The organism is Micromonospora sp. NPDC047074 (assembly GCF_040643815.1).
Classification (GTDB): domain Bacteria; phylum Actinomycetota; class Actinomycetes; order Mycobacteriales; family Micromonosporaceae; genus Micromonospora.
In genome coordinates this window covers 98,890-121,187 of sequence record NZ_JBEYVB010000008.1, presented here as the reverse complement: position 1 = coordinate 121,187, position 22,298 = coordinate 98,890, and the positions used below count along the sequence as shown (strand labels likewise).

Here is a 22,298-nt window from a genome sequence, read left to right as displayed (position 1 = left end):
CGAGACCTGTGCCACCCGAAAAGGGGCGAAGAGGCCTTCCGGCCCCTTCGCCCCTTTCTCGCATTGGTCGGATCAGCTGGTGGCGAGCGCGCCGTCCGAGGAAAACACCAGGCCCACGCTGGCCGCGCCGGTCTTCAGCGCGTTCTTCGTCTGCGGGCCGCCCTGGTCCAGCGAGCTGAACGAGCCGGCCTTGAAGTCGTAGACCTCGATCAGGCCCGCCTGGCACTTCGGCCGCTGCGGGCACTCCGGCGGCCCGGCCAGCACGGTCGCCTGGCCGGAGCACTTGGCGGCCAGGTCGGAGAGGGTGCTGACGCCGTACTTGTCGGCGAACGTCTTGGTCACGGCGAAGGCGTTCTGGTCCTGGGCGGCGGCCGGCGTGCCGAAGACGATGCCCACCTTGTCACCGGCCGCCTTGAGCGCCGCGACGGTCTTCTCCAGCTCCGGCGAGGAGACCGGCGGGGCGTCCTTGCCGTTGGCCTTGGTGTTGAGGAACTCGGCCATGGTCGCCGCGTACTCCGGGACGACCTGGATCTCGCCCTTCTCCAGAGCCGGCTCGTAGAGCTCGCGGTTGCCGACCTGCTGCACCTTGACGTCGTAGCCGGCGGCGGTCAACGCGATCTTGTAGAGCTCGGCCAGGATCTCGTTCTCGGTGAAGTTGGCCGCGGCGACCACGATCTTCCCGCCGGGTCCCTTGGCGACACCCGCCGTGATGCCGTTGGCAGCCGCGAACTCCTCGGCCGCCTTCTGCGCCGTCTTGCGGTCCACGTCGACGGCCTTGTTGAGCTGGATCAGCTTCGGCGTGTCGAGGGCGGCGGACACCTTGTCCAGGGCCGCGATCAGCTGCGGGTTGGCCACGTCGGCGTTGACCGCCGGGATGACGTTGTCGGTGTTCTGGAGCTTCTTGTCGTCGTCGAGCACGACGAGCTGGTCGCCGGCGACCGGGGCGCAGCCCGCCCCGGAGGCCGCCGGTGCCGGGGCGTCGGTGCCGGAGGAGCCGGCGTCGCCGCATCCGGTCAGCAGCCCTGCCGCGGCGAGGGCGCCCACCGCGCCGACCGCCAGGCGTGTACGTGCGCGCATCAGTGCCCGCCTTCCGTGTCCCGGCGCGACCCGTCCGGGCCGGCCGCGTGTCCGACGGGCGAAATCCAGTCGATCGCCCGCTGTGTGCTGACGGGCGACACCCTGCTTCGACCGCCCGCGATCTCCCACCCCAACATCTTTCTCGCGACTCCGACAACCCGAGGCAACGTTTGTCACCGGATCGTCACCAGTCGTCAGCTCCGCCCCGGGCGACAGGCGCCGTGGAACCAGCGCCGCCCGGGCGACAGGCGCCCGTGGAAGATCAGCGCCGCCTCGGACGGCCGGCGCTCAGCCGCCGGCCACCGCCTCCGCCGCCCGGCGGCTCGCCCGGCGACGACCGGCCCGCAGCGGGCGCGGCGTGACGAGCCGTTCCACCACCGCCAACACGAGTTCCAGCAGGACGGCGAGCCCGGCCACCAGCACGCCGCCGGCCAGGATCTGCCCACCGCCGGCCGCGATGTCGAGCCCGAAGCCCGCCCGGATGATCTGGCCCAGGCCGCCGCCGTTGACGAAGGACGCCAGCGCCGCGGTCGCCACCACCTGCACCGCCGCCGTGCGGAACCCGGCCGCCAGGTAGGGCACCGCCAGCGGCAGCTCGACCCGGCGCAGCAGCTGCCAGCCGGAGAAGCCCATCCCGCGTGCCGCGTCCCGGGCCTCCGGGTCGGCCTGCCGCACCCCCGTGTACGCGTTGGCCAGCAGCGGCGGAACCGCGAACACGGCCAGTGCCACCACCACCGACGGCCGGCCGAAACCGAGGAAGGTCAGCGGCAGGATGGTGAGCAGGGCGAGCGTCGGCACGGCGAGCGTGACGTTGGACACCAGCAGCACCAGGCCGCCGCCCCGCCCGGTGTGCCCGAGCCAGAGCCCGATCGGCCAGGCGATCAGGCAACCGAGCAGCACCGCCGCCGCCGACATCGACAGGTGCTCGCCGAGCCGGTCCAGGATCCCGCCCGGATTCGTCCAGTTCAGCGGGTCGTTGAGCCAGACCATTGCCGCCTCGACCGGGTTCACCGAGCCAACCTTCTGTTCGCGACTGCGGGACTCCGCTGCGGCGCTTCCGTCGCGATCACGCCGACCTTCTCCTCAGCCAGGGCGTCAGCAGCCGGCCCGCGCCGGCGAGGACGAGGTCGAGCACCAGGGCGAGCAGGACGCAGAGCAGCGTCCCCGTCATGATCTGTGCCTTGTAGAAGTTGTTCTGGAAGCCGGCGAAGATGAGCTGGCCGAGACCGCCGCGCCCGATCACCACGCCCACCGTCACCAGGGCCACCGTGGAGACGGTGGCCAGCCGCAGTCCGGTGAGGATGCCGGGCAGGGCCAGCGGCAACTCGACCCGGAACAGCCGGCCCCAGCGGCCGTAGCCCATCCCCTCGGCCGCCTCACGGACCTCGGGGGGCACCTGGTTGAGCCCGGCGACGGCATTGCGGACGATCACCAGGAGCGCGTAGAGGACCACCACGCTGAGCACCGTCACCGCGCCGATGCCGAGGTAGGGGGCGATGAACGCGAAGAGCGCCAGCGACGGGATCGTGTAGAGCACCCCGGTGAGGGCCACCACCGGCCCGGCGAGCGATCGATACCAGTACGCGGCCACCGCCAGCGGCAGCGCGATCAGGGCGGCGATCAGCACCGCGCGGACCGTCAGCGAGGCGTGCTCACGCACGGCCGCGAGGATCGTGTCAGAGTTGTCCCGCAGGTACTGCCAGGAGAACCACGGGTTACCCGGGTCGGCCCGGTAGCTCAGGCGGAAGGACATGTGTGGACGTTACCCCGGAGAGCACGAAACCCGCTGAGCCGCGTGCGGCGTCGATCGCGCTGGAGGGCATCCGCAAGCGCTACCCGGACGGCACCGAGGCCGTACGGGAGCTGAGCCTGGAGATCCGGGCCGGCGAGCTGGCGGTGCTGATCGGCCCGTCGGGTTGCGGCAAGTCCACGGTGCTCCGGATGGTGAACCGCCTGATCGAGCCGACCGGCGGCCGGATCCTGCTCGGCGGCGAGGACGTCACCCGGGCGGACCCGGTGCGGCTGCGCCGCCGGATCGGCTACGTCATCCAGAACGTCGGGCTCTTTCCGCACCAGACGGTCAGCGCCAACGTCGCCACCGTGCCCCGGCTGCTCGGCTGGCCGCGCCAGCGCAGCCGCCGCCGGGTCGACGAGCTGCTGGACCTGGTCGGGCTCGACCCCGCCACGTTCGGCCGCCGCTACCCGCACGAACTTTCCGGCGGGCAACGGCAGCGGGTCGGCGTGGCCCGGGCGCTGGCCGCCGACCCGGTGGTGCTGCTGATGGACGAGCCGTTCTCGGCCGTCGACCCGATCGTCCGGACCCGCTTGCAGGAGGAGTTCCTCCGGTTGCAGGCCGAGGTGCGCAAGACCATCGTGCTGGTCACCCACGACCTGGACGAGGCGGTCCGGCTCGGCGACCGGATCGCGGTGCTCTCCGAGGGCGGCCGCCTGGAGCAGTACGACACCCCGGCCGCCGTGCTCGGCGCGCCCGCCACGCCCTTCGTCCGGGAGTTCGTGGGTGCCGACCGGGGGATCCGCCGGCTGGCGGTCACCCCGGTCACCGGCGAGGCCGTCGAACCGCTGCCGGCCGCCGGGGTGGCCGGGCTGCCGACGATGCCGCTGGGCGGGTCGGCGTACGACGCGCTGGGGGTGCTGCTGACCTCGGCGGCGGACCGGGTGGTGGTGACCGACGGGGGACAGCCGGTCGGCGTGCTCAGCCGGGCCCGGCTGCTCGAACTCGGCCAGTCCGGCGGAGGTGCGGCGGCCTGACCGGTGACCGCACCGGCACTCCGGCGCGCGGTGTCGGGTCAGGCGCGGCCGGGTCGGGTGTCAGGCACGGCCGCGCCGGGTGTCAGGCGCGGCCGCCCAGGCTGGCCGCGCCGATGATCCAGCCGGAGAGGAAGCCGTACGTCGCGCCGGTGCCGGCCGACTGGATCGCGGTGAGCAGCGACGGATCCGGGCCGAGGAAGGCGGCGAGCAGCGAGGCGAAGCCGCTGGCCAGGACGTACGCGGCCCAGCCGGAGAAGAACTGCGTGCCCGACGCCTGCACCCGGGCCACCTGCGAGGTGGGCAGCAGGTAGAGGAAGAGGGCGGCGAGGATCACCAGCAGGACGGCCCGCAGGTTCCCGGCGAGCAGGCCGGTCTCCCCGTCGCCGTCGAACCGCCAGGCCGGCCAGGAGAGCAGTTGCAGGAACCAGCCGCCGGCGGTGTTCGGGTCGGTGCCCGCGGCCCAGCCCACGTACGCCGGGCTGCCGCAGACCGCCACCAACAGGAGTACGGCGAGCGCGCCCGTGCCGGCCGCCGTCCCGTAGCGACCGCCGGTCCGTGACGGGTTGGTCAGGGCCATGACCGGGTCAGTTCCCGGCCGACCGCGGAGGGCAAACCTGCCCGGGACCGCCGGTCACCGTCAGCGCCGCGGGTGTGTCATCAGGTAGTCGATGAAGGCCGCGCGCAGCAGCGGCGCCGACTCCTCGTAGCCGTGCCCGGTCAGCTCCCGCCACAGTGCCACGGCCTCGTCGATCGTCGGCCCGACCGAGTTGGGTGCGCCGTCCAGGGCCGCGGCCTCGTCCGCGTTCGGCAGGTGCCGCAGGACGGACCAGTAGAAGCCCACGTCGCGGCGCTCCCGGGCGACCGCGAACGCCCGCTCCCGAAGCTCCTCAGTGGACAGCGCGTCGAGTTCCTCGAAGGACGGGCCGGCGGAGGTCGATGGTGTGTCGGTCATGTCGCCGAGCCTAACCGGCGAGATCACTCCCGGCCCGGTGGACGCGGCACCGGCTCACCTGTCGCCGGCGTCCCAGTGCCGGGGCCCGGCCTCCCGGTGCCGGGACCCGGTCTCCCACCGCGGGTCGCTCCAGGGGTCCACGGGGCTCTCGGGGGACTGCGTCGGCACGGCGGGCGGCCACTCGCCGACCGGGTCCGCCGCGGGCGCCGACCAGCCCGCCCCGGACCGGCGGTCACCGGTCCGGCCCGGTTCCGCCGCCGCGCCGCTCGCCGGTCGCCCGAAGGTCTCGACCAGCCGGGTGACCACCAGCCCGACGCCGAGCACCGCCCCGCCGACCGCCCACCGGCTCACCGTCCACCCCCGGGCCCGCACGTACTCGACGGCGACCGTGACCAGGCAGATCGCCAGCAGGGGGCCGAGGACGCCGCCCCGGCGACCGTAGGCGCTGGTGCCGGCGAGCAGCGCCACGCCGACGGCCAACACCGTCCAGTCCAGCCCGGCGGTGGGCGCGACCGGGCCGGTGCCCCGGCTGGCGGTGAGCAGGCCGGCCAGCGCGGCCAGCACCGTGGAGACGACGATCGCGCCGGAGGTGACCACCGCCGCCACCACGCCGCGGCGGCGGGCCGGGTCGACGACCGGACGGAACCGGCCGACCACCCGGCGGACCGCCCGCACCGAACCGAAGAACCCGCCGAGCACCGCCACTGCCGCGAACCCGATGAAGAGGGGCAGCGCGTTGCCGCCCGGGTCGTAGTCGCCCTGCGGCAGGACCGGCGCGGAGCGCTGTTCGACGTACACGATCACGCCCGCCGCGCCGGCGAGGGTGGCCGCCCAGCCCGGGACGTGCAACACCACCACGGCCAGCGCCAGGGCGAGGCCACCCAGCGCGGCCACCGCCACGGCCGGTCCGACGGCAGCCGCCGCGCCCCGGTCGCCCTGCTCGGCCATGTGCAGCGCGGCGGCGACCAGCACCGGACCGATCGCCAGGTTCACCGCCGCGGTCCGCAGGCTCAACCCGGCGGCCAGCGTCAGCAGCCCGAGCACGACCGCGTCGAGGAGCAGCGAGCGCAGCCCGTCGCCACGCAGCGCGGCCGGGTTCTCCTGCCAGAGCAGGTAGCCCAGCGCGACCAGCCCGACCAGGAGCAGCGACTCCCACACGAGATGGACGGCGAACCGGTCCCGCCCGGGTTCCCCGTGCGCGGGATCGTCGAAGACGTTCTCCAGAACCGAGGCGGGGATGCCCGACGAGGGCTCGGCGGACAGGTCACGCCCAGTTTCCTCGTATCCCATGACGCCGCCTCCCACGAGAGGCCGCCCGTCCAGTCCGACGCGCGGGCGGACCGGGGGCGGCGTTGCACTCCGGTCGCAGGCACCGTACCCGCGCGGGCGGTCGGGCGTAACCCCCTGAGATCAGCGCGGGCCGGGGCGGCCCTCCCGGTTGCCGGGCTCGCGGTCCTCGTCGTCCTCCTGCTCGGGAACGCGGCAGGAGCGCTCCAGCCAGAGCGCCGCCGCCACCAGTGCCAGCCCGGCGAGCAGCCCGGCGCCGGCGACCGGGCGGTCGTCCATCGCGGCGTCCGTACGCTCCACGAAGAGCCAGCCGGTCAGCCCGGCGTAGAACCCGGCGAAGATCGCCCCGGCGAGCGCGGACGCCTTGGCCAGTACCACGAACCGGGCGACCAGCAGCGGGTTGACCGGGTCACGGCCCGGCCTGCGCTCGATCCGGCCCCGGGTGTTCACGGCGGCGTACCCCTCCAGCACGGCCAGCGCGGCGAGGGTGACCACCGGCAGCCAGGGCAGATCGGGCAGGTGGTCGTAGTAGAGAGCGCTGATCAGCAGCCAGGCCACCGCGGCGGCCCCGAGACCGGCCACGACCAGGGTGGAGATCCGGGTGGGGCCCATCCGGGACCGGTCGGGACCCGCCCCGCCCGGTCGTGGGGATCGCGCCTGCGTCATGCCGGCCGGCTCCACTCGGTCATGCCGTCGACTCTATCGCCAGATCCGGCCGGGGGCGCAGATCCAGGGCGTCGTCGGCCGCCGGGCCGGTGTTGAGCAGGTCGGTCAGCCAGCCGTGCCCGGGCAGCCGGCCGTACGGCTGGATGTCGATCCACGGGCGCAGCACGAACGCCCGCAGGTGGGCCCGGGGATGCGGCAGGGTCAGCTCGGGGTCGTCGCTGCGCACCGGCTCGTCGTCGGCCCACACGGCGATGACGTCCACGTCCAGGGTGCGCGGCCCGAAGCGCCGCTGCGGGTCGCGGGTGCGCCCGGCGGCGCGCTCCGCCGCCCGGGCCCGCTCCAGCCAGTCGTACGGGGTCGCGGCCGGATCCTCGGCCAGCAGCACGGCGTTCAGGTACGCGGGCTGGTCCTGATCCCCCCACGGCGGGGTCTCGTAGACGCCGGAGGCCAGGAGCACCGTGTCGCCGAACGTCGAGACGGCCGAGCGCAGGTGTGCCAGCCGGTCGCCGAGGTTGCTGCCCAGGGAGAGGACGGCGCGGGTCACCGGTCGCGCCGCCGCGTCATGGTGACCGCCACGTCGGTGAAGGCGTGCGGGACGGGCGCCTCCGGCTTGTGCACGGTGATCGTGGCGACCTCGACCCGGGGGTCGGCCAGGCAGACGGTCAGCAGCCGGTCGGCGAGCGTCTCGATCAGGTTGACCGGCTCGCCGGTGACCACCGCGACCAGCCGCTCGGCCAGCTCGCCGTAGTGCACGGTGTCGCCCACCTCGTCGGAACGGGCCGCCGGGGTCAGGTCGAGTTCCAGGACGGCGTCGACGACGAAGTCCTGCCCCTGGACGCGTTCGAAGTCGTACACCCCGTGCCGGCCGTGCGCCCGCAGGCCGGTCAGCTGGATCCGGTCGGTCATCGGTCTCCTCCCTGTTCGGTGGTGTCGGCCGCCTGGTCGACGCCCGGGTGGGTCGCGCGGGCGTCGCCCTCGGTCGCGGGTGCGAGACGGGGCGCGCCCGTCGCCCGCCACACGGCCAGGGCGTCCACGGTGGCCCGGACGTCGTGCACGCGTACGCCCCAGGCGCCGGCCGCCACCGCGAGCAGGCTGGTGGCGACGGTGGCCACGTCGCGGTGGCCGGTCGGCCGGGGTGCGCCGTCGGGACCGGCCAGCAGCCGTCCCAGGTACGACTTGCGGCTGGACGCGAAGAGCAGCGGGAAGCCGAGGCTCAGCAGCTCGGGCAGGCGGGTGCTCAGCTCCCAGTTGTGCGCGGCCGTCTTGGCGAAGCCCAGCCCGGGGTCGATCACGATCCGGTCGGCGGCGATCCCGGCCCGCAGCGCCTCGTCGACGCGCTGGCCCAGCTCCGCGCGGACGTCGGCGACCACGTCGGTGTAGCGGGCCAGTTCCCCCATCTCGCGGGAGTGGCCGCGCCAGTGCATCAGCACCCACGGGCAGCCGGCGTCCCGGACCACCCGGGCCATGTCGGGGTCGGCGAGGCCGCCGGAGACGTCGTTGACCACGGCCGCGCCGGCGGCGAGGGCCGCCTCGGCCACCCGGGCGCGGGTGGTGTCGATGCTGATCGGCACCCCGGCGGCGGTCAGCTCCCGGATGACCGGTACGACCCGGGCCGCCTCGGTCTCCGCGTCGACCCGGTCGGAGCCGGGCCGGGTGGACTCTCCGCCGACGTCCACCAGGTGGGCGCCCTCGGCCCGCAACCGCACGCCGTGTCCGACGGCGGCATCGAGGTCGGCGTACCGTCCGCCGTCGGAGAAGGAGTCGGGCGTGACGTTGAGGACGCCCATCACCACCGGGGTCGAGGCCCGTACCAGATCGGTCACGGCTAGACGGTACCGGTCGATCGGGGTGCCCCGGGTGGGCCGGGTCGGGGGCAGTGACATGCGCATTCGAACAGGTGTACGATCGGTCGTCTGGGCCGGATCGGGCAGACTCTTCGCGGCTTGTCGCAAAGAGTGGCTGCCCGTACCCTTTGGAATTGCCCGGCATCGAGATGGCGAAGCCTGGAGGGAGGGCCGAAGCGGGAAAATCCGCCCAAAGCTCACCACCCTCCGTGGTGGGTAACGAACGCAGGGTCGCCGACGCTGCGCACGGGAAGCATCGTTCCCGCCAGGCACACCTACTGCACCACCGCGGCGCCGCCGGCCGCGACTTGGGGAGGTTCCAGTGATCGCCATCGAGCTGATGGAGACGGTGACGTCCACCGCCGCCCACACGCTCTACGCCCTGGCGTCGACTCCACTCGCCGAGCCCGCGCCCAAGGGCATCGACACCAACGGTGTCGTCACGTTCTTCGCCAGCAAGATCGCCCCGATCCTGCTGGCCGTGCTGGGCGTCATCTTCATCGGGCGCGCCAGCCGGGGTGAGATTTCCAAGGTGCTCACCAGCTCGGCCATCGCGATCGTCGGGCTCGCTTTCATCGCCGGAGCCGCCACACTGTTCTTCATCGGCGACTACCTGATCGACCTGATCTTCGAATAGGCGCGGGCACGAGATGCGGCTGCGCACCGACGACGACATCTACCGGGCCCGTCTGGTCTATCTCGGGCCGCCCGGCTACACCCTTCCGGTCCACCTGCCGTACGCCCAGTACGGCCTGTTCATGCTGCTCGTTCCCCTCTACATGTTCATCCACTGGCTGTTCACGCTGCGGGTCGAGCTCTTCCCGGCCTGGGAGATCGCGCTCGCCATCGTGAGCACCTCGTTCATCTTCCGGTACGTCGACCCGGACCGGCCCGCGCGCATGGTGATCCGCACCGCGCTGACCGACTGGCGGCGGACCCGGGAGCCGGCCGCGGAGCAGCGGGATCCCCGCCTGGTCGGCAGCCGGATCAGGATCCGGGAGGAACTGGCATGACCGGTCGCACGCCGACCAGGCAGCCGAACGACGCGGGTGAGGCGGTCGCATGAGTCGCAGTTCCACGCCGGGTTCCCCGGCAGGGCGTCCGGTCGCACCGCTCGGTAACCGTGCGCGGTCGTTCGACTACCCCAACGACCCGGAGGCGGACGAGGCCACCCTCGATCCCGCGCTCGCGACGAGGCCCGGGCACGGCGGTGTCGGCGTCTTCCAGGCGCCCCGTCCGGTCCAGCGCCGGCCGGCACGGTCCGAACAACCGCATGCCGCCACCGGCGACAGCGCCGACATCGACTCCCCCTTCCTCGACCTGTTCGGCGGGACGCGCCCCGGCACGACGCGGCCGGCCGCCCCGCACGGGGGTGCCGGTCGGGAGCAGCCCGCCATCCCGCAGCAGCCGGCCGCCGTCGAGCCGGCCCCGGCCGCACCGGCCCCCGCCACCCTGCCGCCGGCCGCCCGACCGACCGAACCGGTCGACCGTGCGCCCGCAGGGGAGGTCCCGCCGGGCGTCGACGCCCGGCCCGCGCCGTACGAGACGCCCGCCCGGCCACCGGCAGCCCCGTACGAGCCGCCCGCCCGGCCGGCCCGGTCGCGGGTGCCGCACCAGACCGGGGACCGGCTGCCCACGGTCCGCCCGGCCGCGGACGACGTGCCGGCAACGCCCCCGCCCACCGCTGCGGCACTTCCCTACCAACCGGCCCCGGTCGATCCGCCGCCGCACCAGGCGTCGCCGCACCCGGCGCCGGCCGATCCGCCGTCGCCCGGCGCGGCGCGGGAGCGGCCGGCCCGGCGCACCGGCGAGCGAGCCCCGGAGCGGGACGGCCGGGAGACGAAACCGCCGCGCCAACGTGGCGTCAGCCGGCGCGACCAGCCCACCAAGCCGGCCCGGGTCAAGCCCCCGAAGATCAAGTTCGGGGACCGGGACCCGGCGGTCGAGCTGGCCGTCACCGAGATCGCCGGCCACCTGACCTTCACCCCCAACACCGTCACCGCCTGGTACTGGCTGCCCGAGGTCCGCTGGGCCTTCCGGCCGGACGCGGAGCGGGAGGCCCTGCTCTCGGCGATCTCCGAGCAGTACGCCGGGCTGGCCGGCTTCCGGCTGCACCTGCGGCGCACCACCCGGCCCTTCCCGGCCGACGAGTGGGCCCGCACCATCGACGCGCACACCGCCGCCCCGCTGCCCGACGTTCCGGGCACGGCCGGCTGGGGCGACCACCTGGTGGCCGCGCAGCGGCACCTGCTCTCGGTCAACCACGCCGAGGGGCAGACCTACCTCGGCGTCACGTTCGCCCGGCGGTCCCTCGGCGACTCGCTCACCGAGCGGCTGCTGCGCACCTTCGGGCGGGGTGTGGCCGAGGGCGAGCGCCGCAAGCTCGGTCGGACGGTCGAGCAGTTCGACGAGGTGCTGGGCGCGTTCGGCATGCGCGGGCGGCGGGTCACCGCACAGGAACTGGAGTGGCTGCTCTACCGCTCGGTGGCGCTCTGCATGGCGCCACCCGGCCAGCTCTCCCCGCTGACCGACGGCCGGTGGGAACGCGGCGACCTGCTCGCCCTCACCGAGCAGGTCGAGCGCTACCGCAGCCCGTACGGCTCCACGGTGAAGCTGGTCAACCGGATGACCGGCGAGGAGCGCCACGTCGCCGTACTGGCGGTCGGCCGGATGGAGCCGCTGGAGATCCCCGAGCGGCACGAGCCCTGGCTGCACTTCCACGAGCGGCTGCCCTGGCCGATGGAGCTCTCGACCCGCGTCGACATCCTCGGCTCCGGCGACTCCTTCCGTAACCTCGAACACCGGCTACGGATGATCCGCTCCCAACAGCTCGACTACGCCGAGCACGGCATCGACGCCCCGCCCGAGCTGGAACGGCTCGCCAAGCGGGCCCTCGTGATCGGCGACGAGATGACCACCGGCCTGCCGGTCGACTCCGCCCGCGCCCACGGCTGGCACCGGATCGCCGTGGGCGGCCGCAACCGTGAGGAATGCCTGGAGCGGGCCCGTCGGCTGATCCAGCTCTACTCCCGCGAGCTGCGCATCTCGCTGCAACACCCGAAGAACCAGGACTGGCTGGCCCGCGAGTTCATCCCCGGCGAGCCGATCGCCAACACCGGCTACGTGCGGCGGATGCCGGTCAACCTGCTCGCCGCCGCGCTCCCCCAGGCCGCCTCCACCGTCGGCGACCGGCGGGGTGACCTGATCGGGCGGACGGCCGGCACCTGCCGCCGGCCGGTCTTCCTCGACCTGCACTTCCCGATGGAGGTACGCGAACGCTCCGGGCTGGCCGTCTTCGTCGCCGAACCGGGCGGCGGCAAGTCGACCCTGCTCGGCGCGCTCGGCTACCTGGCGGCCCGGCGCGGGGTCCAGGTGACCCTGCTCGACCCGTCCGGCCCGCTGGCCCGGCTCTGCGCCATGCCGGAGCTGCGCCCGTACTCGCGGGTGCTGAACCTGACCGGCTCCGAACACGGCACGCTGGCCCCGTACTCGCTGATCCCGACGCCGCTGCGCAGCGAGTTCGGCAGTGGCGCGGCGGGCGACCGGGAGTTCGAGATCGCGGTCTCCAACGCCCGGGCCGAGCGGCGGATGCTGGTGCAGGACATCTGCATGATGCTGGTGCCCCCGCAGGTCGCCCGCGAGGCGTCCACCGCGACCCTGTTCCGGCACGCCGTACGCCAGGTGCCCGCCGAGGAGACCTCCACCCTGGACGACGTGGTCGCCTGCCTCAGCCAGCTCGACGACGACGCCGGCCGGGAGCTGGCCAACCTGCTGCTGGACACCGCCGAGATGCCGTTGGCCATGCTCTTCTTCGGCCGGCCGCCGGAAGGGCTGCTGGGGGCGGACGCGGCGCTCACCGTGATCACCATGGCCGGGCTGCGGCTGCCCGACCTGAAGATCGAGCGGGAGTACTGGTCCGCCGAGGAGGCGCTGGCCCTGCCGATGCTGCACACCGCGCACCGGCTCGCCGTACGCCGCTGCTACGGCGGCTCGATGTCGTCCCGCAAGCTCGTCGGCCTGGACGAGGCGCACTTCATGGAGGGCTGGCGCTCCGGGCGGTCCTTCCTGGTCCGGCTCGCCCGCGACTCCCGCAAGTGGAACCTCGCCGCGCTGGTGGCCTCGCAGAACCCGCGCGACATCCTCGGCCTCGACGTGCAGAACCTGGTCTCCACCGTCTTCGTCGGCCGGATCGCCGAGGACGCGGAGATCGCCTCCGAGGCGCTACGCCTGCTGCGGGTACCGGTGGACGACGGCTACGAGGCGACGCTGGCCTCCCTCTCCACCGCCGACGCCACCAGCGCCACCCGGCTCGGCTTCCGCGAGTTCGTGATGCGGGACGTCGACGGGCGGGTGCAGAAGGTCCGGGTCGACGTCTCGTACGTCGACGGTCTGCTGGACCACCTCGACACCACTCCCGCCGCGATAGCCGCGGCGGCCGGGGTACTGCCGGCAATCCTGCCGAACATGGAGGCGTGACATGGCGCGGGCCCGGGCACGGTTGGCGGCGTTCCTGCTCGCGCTCGGCGTACTCGCCGGTGCCACCATCGGCTGGCCGGCCGTCGGCGCCGCCGCTGCCGCCCCGACACCACTGACGGCCCAGGCCGCAGCCGACCTCTGCACCACGCAGGAGTGGCAGGCAGACTTCCGCGCCTGCGTCGCCAAACTCAAGGAAGTCGCGGACACCGAAGTAAAGTGCCGGAACGCACCGACCCCCGGTGCGCCCGACTCGGGGCTGGCCGGCTGGTTCGCCTCCCGCCCGGAGTCGGCCAAGCTGCCGGGCCCGAAGGGTCTCTACAGCGACTACGGCTACGCCGGATACAGCTACTCGACGTACGACGTCGACAGCGGCTGCGCGACGACGGTCCTGCACCCCGACTACAAGTTCACCAACACCGTGGCCAACGGAGAGTTCATGGTGGCCACGGCCATCGTGGGCGCCTCGAACGCGCTGCGGGAACGCGCCTGGGATCCGCGTTCGATGTGGGGTTGGGCGGACCCGCTGGTGGATCAGGCCACCAAGGCCGTCTACCAGAAGGTCTTCAGCGTCTTCGGCATCGTCACGCTCTGCGTGGTCGGTCTGTATCTGCTTTGGCGCTCCCGCCAGTCGGACATGAGCAACGCGATGACCACGGCGGGTTGGGCCCTGCTGGTGATGGTCGCGGTGACCGCCCTGGCCGCCTGGCCGGTCAAGTCGGCCAACATCGCCGACGGCACCCTCGTCACCACCCTGGGCGTGGTGCACGACGCCGTCGGTCCAGCCACGAAGGACACCCCTCCGAGCCAGTGCGATGACCCAAACCCAGAAGCATGCAAGGACAACCGTCCGCCTGCAGTCCGGGCAAGTGACACCGCGGCCGAGGCCATGCTCTACCGCAACTGGCTGCGCGGGGTGCTCGGCTCGGCGGACACCGAGACCGCGAAGAAGTACGGCCCGGCCCTCTACGACGCCAAGTCGCTCTCTTGGGAGGAGGCGGCGAAGCTCCGGTCGAACCCGGCTACGCGGGAAGCCACCATCAAGGCGAAGCAGCAACAGTGGGCGAGAGTTGCGCAGCAGATCGAAACGGAGGACCCGGAGGCGTACGAGTACCTCCAGGGCGTCCGGGACATGGACCGGGTGGGCGCTGGCTTCATCGCGGTGCTGGCCGCTGGGCTCTTCGCGATGTTCGACCTGACCGCCTCGCTGCTGGTGCTGTTGGGCTTCCTGATCTTCCGTTGGGCGGTGATCGCCGCGCCGATCCTGGGCACGGTGGGTCTGATGCGCCCGGCCAGCGCCGGGCTACGGCGGCTGGCGAACGCGGTGGTGGCCGCCGTGTTCAACATCGCCATCTTCGGCACCGGCGCCGCCATCTACCTCTTCGCGGTCGATCTCATCATGAGCACGCCGACCCTGCCCGGCTGGCTCCAGGTGGTGCTGGTCTGGCTCTGCGGTGTGGTCGGCTGGCTGCTGCTCCGCCCCTACCGACGGATCACCCAGCTCGGCGGGAAGGACAACAGCGAGGCGGTCAGCTCGGCCGGATCCTGGCACCGGCGGTTCTTCCGCGACATGCGCGCTGCCGCACGGCTCGACGTGGCGGAGCCCGGCGGCACGGCCGAGCCGACGAAGGGCCGGCGTCGTGCCGTCGTGGCCGAGCAGACCACCATCCGGCCAGAGGCCCGGCTGGAGGATCCGGCGCACGCCGCCACCCGCGCCGGCGAGGAGCGGCAGCGGCCCGACGGCCGCGAGCCCGTCACCGAGACGGAACCACCGGCCACCGAGGAGCGCGCCGCGGCCCGTCCGGTGGCGCCTCGACCCCGCCGGCGGCAACCGGCCAGTTGGACGGAACCCGACGTACCGGACGAGAACCCGTCGTTCGTCATCTACCGTCCCGGGTCGGCGGAGCGTGAGCCGGAGCGTTCCACTCCGCGGATTCGCTCAGAGGCGCGGTGAGTGGGGTGCGTCGGGCGGTCGAATTCCTGGTCACCCGGGTGCTCCGGTCCCGGCTCGGCATCGCGCTCGGCATCGCCGTCGTGGTGTTCGGGATCATCGGGGCGGCGCGGCTGGTCTCGGGGCCCGGCGACCCGACGGCCGGGCTCAGCAACCGCCCGAGTCAGCCGATCACCACGGTCGCCCCGACCGCCGGTGACGACGGGGCCCTCTCGACGGGCGCTCCCCCGTCACCCGTCACCCGGCCCGGAAACCTCACACCGGAGAAGACCGCCGAGCGCTTCGCCGCCGCCTGGCTCGGCAAGCCCGGCGTCACGGCAGACCAGTGGCACAAAGGGCTGCGTCCGCTGTCGACCCCTGCCCTGACCGAGAAGATGGCCGGTGCCGACCCGTCAGGGGTGCCAACCGGACAGATGACCGGCGAGGTCACACTCCGGGCCCGGGCCGAGAACTTCGTCGAGGTGTCGGTCCCGCTCGATTCGGGACAGCTCCGTCTCGAACTGGTGGCGCCCGACGGACGGTGGCTGGTGGACGCGGTGGACTGGGAGCAGAAATGAGCGACGAGATTCGACCGCGCCGTCGACAGCTTCGACTCGGCGCCCTGGCCGCCGCGTTGACCGCGACGTTCGCCCTACTCTGCTGCACGGGCGGCGCCGGCGCCTTCTTCCTTACGGAGCTGGGCGGCGACGCCAGCGATCCGATGACGGCGGCGAGCATGGAATGCAGGGAGAACCAGCAGGTCGACGTCCGGGGGAGCATGCCCCGGATGTCCGAGTACGGCGAGACGCAGCTCCGCAACGCGGCCCGGATCATCAAGGTCGGGCAGGATATGAAGGTGGCACCGCGCGGATGGGTCATCGCCGTGGCGACCGCCATGCAGGAGTCCCGGCTGCGCAACCTGGCGAACCGGACCGTAGGCGAGTCGGAGGACCTGCCCAACGAGGGCGTTGGCGCCGACCACGACTCTGTTGGTCTCTTCCAGCAACGGGCGGGTTGGGGCAGCGTCGCTCAGCGGATGACGCCCGAGTACGCAGCCCGGAAGTTCTACGAGAAGCTGGTGAAGGTGCCCGACTGGCAGCGGATGTCGCTGACCCGGGCCGCACAGGCCGTGCAGATCAGCGCCTTCCCGGACGCGTACGCCAAGCACGAGGAACTTGCCTCCAAGATCGTCAACGCGATGGCCGGCGGGGCGGCCCGGATCGCACTGGTGAATGGGAAGCAGGCGTGCGATCGCGCCGCTGGCGGGGAGATCGCCGCCTCGGGGTGGACGGCTCCCATTCCGGGCGGCGTCGGCTCGGGCTTCCGCACGGCGAGCCGGCCCGGGCACAACGGGGTCGACATCGCCGCCCCGAAGGGGACTCTGATCCGGGTCGCCGCCACCGGCCGCGTTCTCGTATCCCGCTGCGATCCCGACAACCGGGGCCGGCTCACCTGCGACGTGGACGGCTGGCCGAACAAGGGCGGCTGCGGCTGGTTCGTCGATGTCCTGCACGCCGGTAAGTTCGTCACCCGCTACTGCCACATGGTGAGCAAGCCCCGCGTCGCTGTCGGCCAACTCGTCGAGGCCGGCCAGGTCATCGGCGAGGTGGGCAGCAGCGGCAACTCATCTGGCCCGCACCTGCACTTCGAGGTGCACGAAGACGGAGACCGGTCCAGCCGGGGCGCTGTCGACCCAGCGCCGTTCATGCGGTCGCGGGGCGCACCGCTCAAGAGTGCGGGATGAGACGCCCAGCATCATGAACGAGCCGTTCCCCGACCCGTTCGCCGGCCAACCGGACTGGGCGCCCCGGCCACCCCAGCCCATCGAGATCGTGCCGGCCACCGGTCGGGTCGAGCTGCGCGGGCGGCGGGTGCTGGTCGGCCTGCCCGGGCTCGGCTGGCGCGGTGACCTACGCGCAGACGAACGGGTGGTCCAGGGCAGCCGGACCTACGTGCCGGTCATCCCCGAGCACGAGTGGTACCGGGCGGAGTCCGATCAGGTGGAGGTGTTCGCGCCGCTGGTCCCGGTCGAACGGGTCTGGGTGGAGACCGTGAGGGCCCAGCGGTCGGATGCCTCGACAGGCGGGGACACAGGCGTCCGCCTGGTCTCCCTGGATGCTCCTGCGCACCGCACGCCGACCCCGGTATTCGAGGCGGACGCTGTGACGGGCCGTCGGGTGGTGCACGTGGTCGATTCCGTCGAACATCGGGACCTGCGGGCGGTCACCGAGACCTATTCGGGCGCGGAGGGCGACATCTGCGTCCGGGTGACACCGGAGGTGGAGTGGTACCGCTGGGCCTGGCGGGGCCAGTCACCGACCACACTGGAGGTGCCGGTTCACCTGCTTTGGATCGAGTGAGGTTTCAACCGATCTTGCGGCCACCGCAGACTCGCCATCCTTCATCACTTTCCGCGACGTCGAATACCCAGTCCTCACGCCGGCTGCTCCGAGGCTGGCCATTGGCCGAGCCTGAGATGGTGAGCGTTGTAGTGACAGATTCGCCCTCACGGTTCTCCTTTCGTGTGAGCGGCCCCCAGCTGACCCTGACAACAACACCAAAGTTCGCCTCCCGCTGCTCGATCTCACTGCGCAGGCTGGAGACTGCGGCCCGATCGCCGGCCCCCTCGCAGGTAAATAGGTCTGCTCGGGTGTCGTTGCGGTCCACGAGGAAAGCGCGGAGATAGTTGTCCACCACTACGTCGGGAGCGCTCCGGTCGGGTGTGGCGGCTCGGTTGTAGAGAACGTATCCGGCGGCCACCCCGCCGAGGCAGAGCGCCACGACGACGCTCGCGACCACGGTGACCACAGTGCGCAGCCGCCGCCGGGGCCGCTCCGGCGCCGGGGCTGTCGAGGGCGGCGCCAGGTGGTCGGACGGGGGCCGTTGCGCCGGTACGCGGGAGACCTGGGAACCGGCGGGGGGCTGCACTGATTCCACCCCCTGAGGCTAGCGGCTGGGGGCGGGAGACCCAATGCCCCAGATCCAGCGGATCGTGACGGACCCCTCCCCATCGGTGAGTTCCACGACAACACCGGCGCAGCGCCGTCGCGCATCCCGGACGAGTCGCCCCGGCTGGGTTACCGTCTCTGCGCGGGGAGGGGTTGCCAACCTCGGGCAGAGGGGGTGGACGCGGTGGCCGGTCCGAAGGCACGCACGAACCGCGCCGCCGCACTGCACCGGCGGGCTGCCGCCATCGCGACCGCCGCCGCCGGCGTCCTCGACGACACCCGTCCCGCTCCCGCCGACCAGCGCCGCCAGTACGAGCTGGCCGACCGCCTCCGGTCCGCGGGGGCGGTGCTGGCTCCGGGCTGGGCGGGCGCTCCCCTGGAGACGATGGCGCCGACCGCGCCGGCCGGTGAGGGCCCACCGGCCTTCGTCCGGGTCGGCACGGCCGCACCGCTGGACGACGCGCGGTTCCCCGCCCTGGTGCCGCTGCTCGGCACGGGTCACCTCGCGGTGGACGTCGACGCCCGGGATCCCCGGGTGGCGGGGCTGCTCCGGGCCGTACTGCTGCGGGTGTTGGCGGCGACCCCGGCCGGGGCGTTGCTGGTCCGCGCGGTGGACGCGACCGGCACGGTCCTCGCGCCGTTCGCGCCGCTCGCGGACGCGGGTCTGCTGCCGCCTCCGGCGGTGGACGTCGCGGGTCTGCGGGCCGTGCTCACCGAGGCGGAGCAGTGGGTGGCGCCGGGGACGAGCGGGCGTCGCCGGCACGACCGGACGCTGCTGCTGGTGATCGCCGCGCTGCCCGAGTCGACCGGGCCCACCGACCTGGCCCGGATCGAGGCCCTGGCCGAGCCGGGCCGGGCCGCCGGGCTGCACCTCGTCGTCGCGGGTTGGCCACCGCCGAGCCCGCACGGCAGCCGGGAGCCGCTGCCGCGGGCGACGACGCTGGCGATCCGGAACGCGTACGCGCTGCTGGGTGACCCGCCCGGCGGGTCGTTCGCCGGGCCCGGCGCCGATCCGCCCGGGCTGAACTCACCTGTCTTCGTCGAGGCGGACCCGCCCGCCGCACTCGTCGACGCGGTCTGCCGCCGGCTGGCCGCGCAGGTGGAGGCCGGCTCGCGGCTGGCGTTGACCGACCTGCTGCCGGCGGCCGACGAGGAGTTGTGGTCGGCGAGCGGGGTGGACGGGCTGGTCACGACCATCGGCGACGCCGGCGGCCGGCCGGTGTCGCTCGGCTTCGCCGAGCTGACGCCGCACTGGCTGGTCAGCGGCCGTTCGGGGGCGGGCCGGTCCACCTTCCTCAGCACCGCGCTACTCGGCCTGACCGCCCGGTACGGCCCCGACGAGTTGGCCCTCTACCTGGTGGACCTCGCCGACGCCGAGTCCTTCGTGGAGTTCCTCCAGACCGAGCGGGACCGGTCGTGGATCCCGCAGGTCCGGGCCGCCGCGATGGCCGCCGACCGGGAGTACGTGCTGAGCCTGCTCGACGGGCTGACCACGGAGGTGCGGCGGCGGGAGGAGGCGGGCACCCGGGCCGGCGGGCAGCGTTTCGCCGAGTTGCGGCAGCACCGGGCCATGCCCCGGATCGTCTGCGTGCTCGACAATCTCCCGCTGCTCTTCGCGGAACGGGACCGGCTGGCCGCCGACGCCGCCGCCCGGCTGGACGCGCTGGCCCGGACGGGGCGTGCCTACGGGGTGCACCTGGTGCTGGCCGGCGAGGGTGACCTGGGGTTGGGCTCGCGTACCGACCGGGATTCGGTGTTGGGGCAGTTCCCGGTGCGGGTGGCGTTGCCCGGCGGGGGCTCGGTGCTGGAGCCGACGAACGACTCCGCGGCCGGGCTGCCGGTGGGCAGCGCGGTGGTGAACACCGCGGGCGGGCTCGGTGGGCCCCGGGGAGCGATCCGGGGGCACGAGCGGATGGTCCGTTTCCCGGACCCGCAGGACCACCCCGACACGGTGGAGGAACTGCGGCACCGGCTCTGGTCGGCCCGCCCGGAGGGCGCCACCCCGCCGGTGGTGTTCGCCGGTTACGCCCGCCCGCTGCTGCGCAACGATCCCCGGCACCGGGCCGCGCTGGCCGGCCAGGCGCCCGGTGCCGCCGCTCTGCTGGGCCGGGCGGTCGACGTGCCCCGGACCACCGTCGCGGTGCCGCTCGGGCCCGCTCCGGGGCGCAACCTGGCGGTGCTCGGCCCGGGGCCGGAGGCGGCACTGTTGCTCGCCACCGCCGCCCGCAGCACCGCGGCCCACCATCCGCCGGGAGCCGCCCGGTTCGTGATCGCCGCGCCGGACGAGGACTGCCGCCCGCTCGCCGGGGCGTTGGCGGCCGAACTGGCCGGGCGGCATCCGGTGGAGTCGGTGGACCTGGCCGGCCTGCTCACCGCCCTGGACGGCACGGAGCCGGCCTACCTGGTGGTCTTCGGCCTGGACGTGCCGACGCCGGAGCAACTGCCCCCGGAGCGCCTGCGCGCGCTGCTGCGGGACGGGCCGCCCGCCGGCCGGCACCTGCTCGGCCGCTGGCGGACGGTGCCGTCGTTCGCCGCGCTGCTGGAGCCCGGGGACGAGGTGGACAAGCTTGCCGCCGTGGCCGTGGTGGACCTGCCGGGCGCCCAGCTCACGTCGGTCTTCGGGCGGCCGGTGCAGTGGCGGCCCCGCCCCGGCCGGGCGGTGCTCTGGGACGGCCCGGGCGAGCAGGGCACGGTGCTGGTTCCGTTCGCCGAGGAGGGGGAGCCGGCATGACTCGCGGCGGGGCACGGACCAGTGCGGCCCATGCGGGGCCGGGGCGGCAGCGTTCCGGCGCCGACCCGGCGCCCGGTCGTAGCGACGGCGACGGGCCGTCGGGGGCGGTCGGGGGCGGCGACCCCGTGTCCGCCGCGTGGACCGACTACCTCGCCGCCGCCCGTCAGCTCGACGGGGTACGCCGGGACGCGGCCACCGCCGCGGGTGAGCAGGCCCGGTCGGTGGAGGCCGCCCGCGAGGAGTTGACCACCGTACGCGCCCGGTTGGCCTCACAGGAGGCTCGGCTGCGCGAGCGGGGCGTACCGCCGATCTCGCTGCTCCCGACGCCGCCGGAGTTGACCGAGGCGACCCGGTCGATGGCGGGTGGGCCGGCGGCGGTGCTGGCCGCGCTCCGCGCCGCCCGGGGTCGGGCGGACGCCGCGGATGCCGCCCTGGCCGCGCGTGGGCTGCCGCGCCTGGCCGGCTGGCCGCCGCGCCCGCGCAACCTGCTGGTGTACGGGCCGCTGGCGCTCCTGGTGCCGGCGCTCCAGGTGGCGCTGTTCGTGGCGACGGGGGCCGGGGCGGCGAGCGTGGCCGCGCTGGTCTGCGGGCTGCCGATGCCGGCGGTGGCGTTCGTGGCGGGCTGGATCGGCGTGGGGCGGCTCTTTCCACCGCCGGAGGGCGGCCGGCTGGATCGCACGGCCCGGCTCGGCGCGCTGGTGTGCCTGGTCCCGGCGGTGTTGGTCAGCGCGGGCCTGCTGCTCGCGATGCTGGCCGGCTGACCACGAGGTGCTGCTGACCGGGCTGACCACGAGGCCCTGCTGACCAGGTGCCGGCGGGCGGGCGCACCTGTCGGGGGCACCCGGCGCGAGCACCGTTGGCCGGCCACCGACGCGCCGGCCGGCCTGCGGTCGGCAGGACCCAGCACGGTGGCGCCCCCGGTCAGCGGGGGATGATCAGCGACATCGCCTCGGCGCGGGACTTGGCGTCGCGCTGGAGGGTGCCCCGCACGGCCGAGGTGATGGTCTTGGCACCCGACTTCTGGATGCCGCGCATCGCCATGCACATGTGCTCGCATTCGAGCACCACCACCACGCCGCGCGGTTCGAGCCGCTCCATCAGCAGGTCGGCGATCTGTGAGGTGAGCCGCTCCTGGACCTGCGGCCGGCGGGCGAAGACCTCGACCAGCCGGGCCAGCTTGGACAGGCCGGTGATCCGGCCGTCCGGCCCCGGGATGTAGCCGATGTGGGCGCTGCCCCGGAACGGCAGCAGGTGGTGCTCGCACAGGCTCATCACGTCGATGTCCCGGACGAGCACCAACTCCTCGTGGTTGGCCTCGAACGTGGTGCTGAGCACCTGGGCCGGGTCGACGCGGAGCCCGGCGAAGAGTTCGGCGTACGCGCGGGCCACCCGGGCCGGGGTCTGCTGGAGCCCGTCGCGGTCCGGGTCCTCCCCGACGGCGATCAGGATCTCGCGGACGGCCTTCTCGATCCGTCCGAGGTCCATGGTCTCCTCGACGGGCCGACCGGTCAGCTTGCCGCTGATCAGTCGCGCGGCGACGTAGTCGAGGGTGTCGTCGCCGTCCGGCTCGGTCGCGGAGACGGCCAGTTCCCGGTGCTCCCGGGAACTGGCCGTCGGGTCG

General features: G+C 73.8%; 22 protein-coding genes. 10 read left to right on the top strand and 12 right to left on the bottom strand.

Annotated features, from left to right (window positions below; genetic code table 11):
* Positions 1 to 72 precede the first annotated feature (72 nt).
* The 3 genes from ABZ809_RS14520 to ABZ809_RS14510 form a co-directional block, all read right to left on the bottom strand.
* On the bottom strand, positions 73 to 1,077 hold the full coding sequence (locus ABZ809_RS14520; RefSeq protein ID WP_357562942.1) for a glycine betaine ABC transporter substrate-binding protein: 1,005 nt from the start codon (positions 1,075 to 1,077) through the stop codon (positions 73 to 75).
* A gap of 288 nt (positions 1,078 to 1,365) precedes the next feature.
* Positions 1,366 to 2,067: an ABC transporter permease subunit gene (locus ABZ809_RS14515; protein ID WP_357563038.1), complete on the bottom strand. Its 702-nt coding sequence runs from the start codon at positions 2,065 to 2,067 to the stop codon at positions 1,366 to 1,368.
* Positions 2,068 to 2,143: 76 nt separating this feature from the next.
* A complete protein-coding gene (locus ABZ809_RS14510; RefSeq protein WP_357562941.1) occupies positions 2,144 to 2,830 on the bottom strand; it encodes an ABC transporter permease in 687 nt (228 codons plus the stop codon).
* Between the two features lie 2 nt (positions 2,831 to 2,832).
* Between ABZ809_RS14510 and ABZ809_RS14505 the strand changes: the two genes are divergently transcribed.
* Entirely contained in the window at positions 2,833 to 3,846 is a 1,014-nt protein-coding gene (locus ABZ809_RS14505; protein ID WP_357562940.1) for an ATP-binding cassette domain-containing protein, read from the top strand.
* A gap of 82 nt (positions 3,847 to 3,928) precedes the next feature.
* On the opposite strand, the gene ABZ809_RS14500 is transcribed toward ABZ809_RS14505, so the two are convergent.
* From ABZ809_RS14500 to folP, 7 genes are all read right to left on the bottom strand, one after another.
* On the bottom strand, positions 3,929 to 4,423 hold the full coding sequence (locus ABZ809_RS14500) for a hypothetical protein (RefSeq protein ID WP_357562939.1): 495 nt from the start codon (positions 4,421 to 4,423) through the stop codon (positions 3,929 to 3,931).
* Between the two features lie 60 nt (positions 4,424 to 4,483).
* Entirely contained in the window at positions 4,484 to 4,798 is a 315-nt protein-coding gene (locus tag ABZ809_RS14495) for a hypothetical protein (RefSeq protein WP_357562938.1), read from the bottom strand.
* Positions 4,799 to 4,852: 54 nt separating this feature from the next.
* Positions 4,853 to 6,088 carry an ABC transporter permease gene (locus ABZ809_RS14490; RefSeq protein WP_357562937.1) on the bottom strand — a complete coding sequence of 412 codons (1,236 nt, stop codon included), beginning with the start codon at positions 6,086 to 6,088 and terminating at the stop codon, positions 4,853 to 4,855.
* 120 nt (positions 6,089 to 6,208) lie between these two features.
* Positions 6,209 to 6,751, bottom strand: coding sequence for a DUF3180 domain-containing protein (locus ABZ809_RS14485; RefSeq protein ID WP_357562936.1), 543 nt, complete (start codon positions 6,749 to 6,751; stop codon positions 6,209 to 6,211).
* 19 nt (positions 6,752 to 6,770) lie between these two features.
* Positions 6,771 to 7,295 carry a 2-amino-4-hydroxy-6-hydroxymethyldihydropteridine diphosphokinase gene (gene folK / locus ABZ809_RS14480; RefSeq protein ID WP_357562935.1) on the bottom strand — a complete coding sequence of 175 codons (525 nt, stop codon included), beginning with the start codon at positions 7,293 to 7,295 and terminating at the stop codon, positions 6,771 to 6,773.
* Complete coding sequence (gene folB, locus ABZ809_RS14475; RefSeq protein WP_357562934.1) at positions 7,292 to 7,657, bottom strand: dihydroneopterin aldolase; 366 nt, start codon at positions 7,655 to 7,657, stop codon at positions 7,292 to 7,294. The genes folK and folB overlap by 4 nt, the downstream gene beginning before the upstream one ends.
* Positions 7,654 to 8,574 carry a dihydropteroate synthase gene (gene folP, locus ABZ809_RS14470; RefSeq protein WP_357562933.1) on the bottom strand — a complete coding sequence of 307 codons (921 nt, stop codon included), beginning with the start codon at positions 8,572 to 8,574 and terminating at the stop codon, positions 7,654 to 7,656. Before folP ends, folB begins: the two co-directional genes overlap by 4 nt.
* Positions 8,575 to 8,917: 343 nt before the next feature.
* Between folP and ABZ809_RS14465 the strand changes: the two genes are divergently transcribed.
* Genes ABZ809_RS14465 through ABZ809_RS14435 form a run of 7 tightly spaced genes read left to right on the top strand, consistent with a single transcriptional unit; the run spans position 8,918 to position 17,358 of the window.
* Complete coding sequence (locus ABZ809_RS14465; RefSeq protein ID WP_357562932.1) at positions 8,918 to 9,232, top strand: hypothetical protein; 315 nt, start codon at positions 8,918 to 8,920, stop codon at positions 9,230 to 9,232.
* A 13-nt stretch (positions 9,233 to 9,245) separates the two neighbouring features.
* The gene (locus ABZ809_RS14460; protein WP_357562931.1) at positions 9,246 to 9,608 is read left to right on the top strand and encodes a hypothetical protein; all 363 of its coding nucleotides are present in this window, start codon (positions 9,246 to 9,248) and stop codon (positions 9,606 to 9,608) included.
* A 49-nt stretch (positions 9,609 to 9,657) separates the two neighbouring features.
* Entirely contained in the window at positions 9,658 to 13,071 is a 3,414-nt protein-coding gene (locus ABZ809_RS14455; RefSeq protein WP_357562930.1) for an ATP-binding protein, read from the top strand.
* Position 13,072: 1 nt separating this feature from the next.
* Positions 13,073 to 15,022, top strand: a complete 1,950-nt coding sequence (locus tag ABZ809_RS14450; RefSeq protein WP_357562929.1) for an MFS transporter — start codon at positions 13,073 to 13,075, stop codon at positions 15,020 to 15,022.
* Positions 15,019 to 15,576, top strand: coding sequence for a hypothetical protein (locus tag ABZ809_RS14445; RefSeq protein WP_357562928.1), 558 nt, complete (start codon positions 15,019 to 15,021; stop codon positions 15,574 to 15,576). Before ABZ809_RS14450 ends, ABZ809_RS14445 begins: the two co-directional genes overlap by 4 nt.
* Complete coding sequence (locus ABZ809_RS14440) at positions 15,573 to 16,742, top strand: M23 family metallopeptidase (RefSeq protein WP_357562927.1); 1,170 nt, start codon at positions 15,573 to 15,575, stop codon at positions 16,740 to 16,742. Before ABZ809_RS14445 ends, ABZ809_RS14440 begins: the two co-directional genes overlap by 4 nt.
* 13 nt (positions 16,743 to 16,755) lie before the next feature.
* The gene (locus tag ABZ809_RS14435; protein ID WP_357562926.1) at positions 16,756 to 17,358 is read left to right on the top strand and encodes a hypothetical protein; all 603 of its coding nucleotides are present in this window, start codon (positions 16,756 to 16,758) and stop codon (positions 17,356 to 17,358) included.
* 4 nt (positions 17,359 to 17,362) lie between these two features.
* On the opposite strand, the gene ABZ809_RS14430 is transcribed toward ABZ809_RS14435, so the two are convergent.
* Positions 17,363 to 17,926, bottom strand: a complete 564-nt coding sequence (locus tag ABZ809_RS14430; RefSeq protein ID WP_357563037.1) for a hypothetical protein — start codon at positions 17,924 to 17,926, stop codon at positions 17,363 to 17,365.
* A 195-nt stretch (positions 17,927 to 18,121) separates the two neighbouring features.
* Between ABZ809_RS14430 and ABZ809_RS14425 the strand changes: the two genes are divergently transcribed.
* Positions 18,122 to 20,677 carry an FtsK/SpoIIIE domain-containing protein gene (locus ABZ809_RS14425; RefSeq protein ID WP_357562925.1) on the top strand — a complete coding sequence of 852 codons (2,556 nt, stop codon included), beginning with the start codon at positions 18,122 to 18,124 and terminating at the stop codon, positions 20,675 to 20,677.
* Entirely contained in the window at positions 20,674 to 21,438 is a 765-nt protein-coding gene (locus ABZ809_RS14420; protein ID WP_357562924.1) for a hypothetical protein, read from the top strand. The genes ABZ809_RS14425 and ABZ809_RS14420 overlap by 4 nt, the downstream gene beginning before the upstream one ends.
* A 160-nt stretch (positions 21,439 to 21,598) precedes the next feature.
* Here ABZ809_RS14420 and folE read toward each other — a convergent pair whose 3' ends face one another.
* Positions 21,599 to 22,264, bottom strand: a complete 666-nt coding sequence (folE, locus tag ABZ809_RS14415) for a GTP cyclohydrolase I FolE (RefSeq protein WP_357563036.1) — start codon at positions 22,262 to 22,264, stop codon at positions 21,599 to 21,601.
* Between the last annotated feature and the right edge of the window lie 34 nt (positions 22,265 to 22,298).

Bases quoted from the DNA above. Each gene is read 5' to 3' on its own strand.
- ABZ809_RS14520 (WP_357562942.1), bottom strand. From the start codon at position 1,077: ATGCGCGCACGTACACGCCTGGCGGTCGGCGCGGTGGGCGCCCTCGCC.
- ABZ809_RS14515 (WP_357563038.1), bottom strand. From the start codon at position 2,067: ATGGTCTGGCTCAACGACCCGCTGAACTGGACGAATCCGGGCGGGATC.
- ABZ809_RS14510 (WP_357562941.1), bottom strand. From the start codon at position 2,830: ATGTCCTTCCGCCTGAGCTACCGGGCCGACCCGGGTAACCCGTGGTTC.
- ABZ809_RS14500 (WP_357562939.1), bottom strand. From the start codon at position 4,423: ATGGCCCTGACCAACCCGTCACGGACCGGCGGTCGCTACGGGACGGCG.
- ABZ809_RS14495 (WP_357562938.1), bottom strand. From the start codon at position 4,798: ATGACCGACACACCATCGACCTCCGCCGGCCCGTCCTTCGAGGAACTC.
- ABZ809_RS14490 (WP_357562937.1), bottom strand. From the start codon at position 6,088: ATGGGATACGAGGAAACTGGGCGTGACCTGTCCGCCGAGCCCTCGTCG.
- ABZ809_RS14485 (WP_357562936.1), bottom strand. From the start codon at position 6,751: ATGACGCAGGCGCGATCCCCACGACCGGGCGGGGCGGGTCCCGACCGG.
- folB (WP_357562934.1), bottom strand. From the start codon at position 7,657: ATGACCGACCGGATCCAGCTGACCGGCCTGCGGGCGCACGGCCGGCAC.
- ABZ809_RS14460 (WP_357562931.1), top strand. From the start codon at position 9,246: ATGCGGCTGCGCACCGACGACGACATCTACCGGGCCCGTCTGGTCTAT.
- ABZ809_RS14455 (WP_357562930.1), top strand. From the start codon at position 9,658: ATGAGTCGCAGTTCCACGCCGGGTTCCCCGGCAGGGCGTCCGGTCGCA.
- ABZ809_RS14450 (WP_357562929.1), top strand. From the start codon at position 13,073: ATGGCGCGGGCCCGGGCACGGTTGGCGGCGTTCCTGCTCGCGCTCGGC.
- ABZ809_RS14440 (WP_357562927.1), top strand. From the start codon at position 15,573: ATGAGCGACGAGATTCGACCGCGCCGTCGACAGCTTCGACTCGGCGCC.
- ABZ809_RS14435 (WP_357562926.1), top strand. From the start codon at position 16,756: ATGAACGAGCCGTTCCCCGACCCGTTCGCCGGCCAACCGGACTGGGCG.
- ABZ809_RS14420 (WP_357562924.1), top strand. From the start codon at position 20,674: ATGACTCGCGGCGGGGCACGGACCAGTGCGGCCCATGCGGGGCCGGGG.